Genomic DNA, 625 nt, shown 5'->3' on the forward strand with positions numbered 1-625 from the left:
GATGGTCAATGGTGGTCTGTTCCTGCGGCGGTATTGATTGGTATTCCTCTGTATTCCAATGCCACAGGGGTTATCCCTATCATGGAGAGCCTTATCACTAATGGCTTGCCCGTAGGGACAACATTGGCATTTTGTATGGCAACGGTTGCCGCCAGTTTTCCTGAGTTCATTTTGCTCAAGCAGGTAATGCAATGGCGTTTGCTGGCCATCGTTTTTGCCATTTTATTGATTTCATTCACCTTAATCGGTTGGATCTTTAACGCTATAGGTCCCGTTCTGTGAGAATTATAAAAATGCTAAACATCAAAGTATTAGGCAGTGGATGTGCCAAATGCACAAAAACCGCTGAGATTATTACCGCCATCGCCAACGAGAAGGGCATCAGTATTGCTCTGGTAAAGGAAACCAATCCAGAAGTCATCATGGGCTATAAGGTGATGAGTACACCCGCTGTGGTGATTGATGAGAAGCTAGTGCATTGGGGCTCCATTCCCCATAGAGCCATGATTGAATCTTGGTTAGTGGGGTAACACTTAAATGTCACATCCATTTGATATTTTGCCGCTAGAGAGTGGTGCTAGGTTGATTTTTACCCCTTGCCCAGGGACTAAATCTGTCCCTGTGA

2 protein-coding genes are annotated in these 625 nt (G+C 45.1%); both read left to right on the forward strand.

Features of this window, described 5'->3' with window-relative positions; all coding sequences use genetic code 11:
* On the forward strand, positions 1-282 hold a 282-nt coding region (locus H5185_RS22375), incomplete at its 5' end, for a permease (RefSeq protein WP_182743358.1).
* Positions 283-293: 11 nt separating this feature from the next.
* Entirely contained in the window at positions 294-530 is a 237-nt protein-coding gene (locus H5185_RS22380) for a thioredoxin family protein (RefSeq protein WP_131524958.1), read from the forward strand.
* Positions 531-625: the final 95 nt, after the last annotated feature.

It is taken from the genome of Shewanella sp. SG44-6 (assembly GCF_014164185.1).
Lineage (GTDB): Bacteria > Pseudomonadota > Gammaproteobacteria > Enterobacterales > Shewanellaceae > Shewanella > Shewanella vesiculosa.

What these genes read in the sequence shown, in the direction of transcription:
- H5185_RS22380 (WP_131524958.1), top strand. Translation starts at nt 294, where the DNA reads ATGCTAAACATCAAAGTATTAGGCAGTGGATGTGCCAAATGCACAAAA.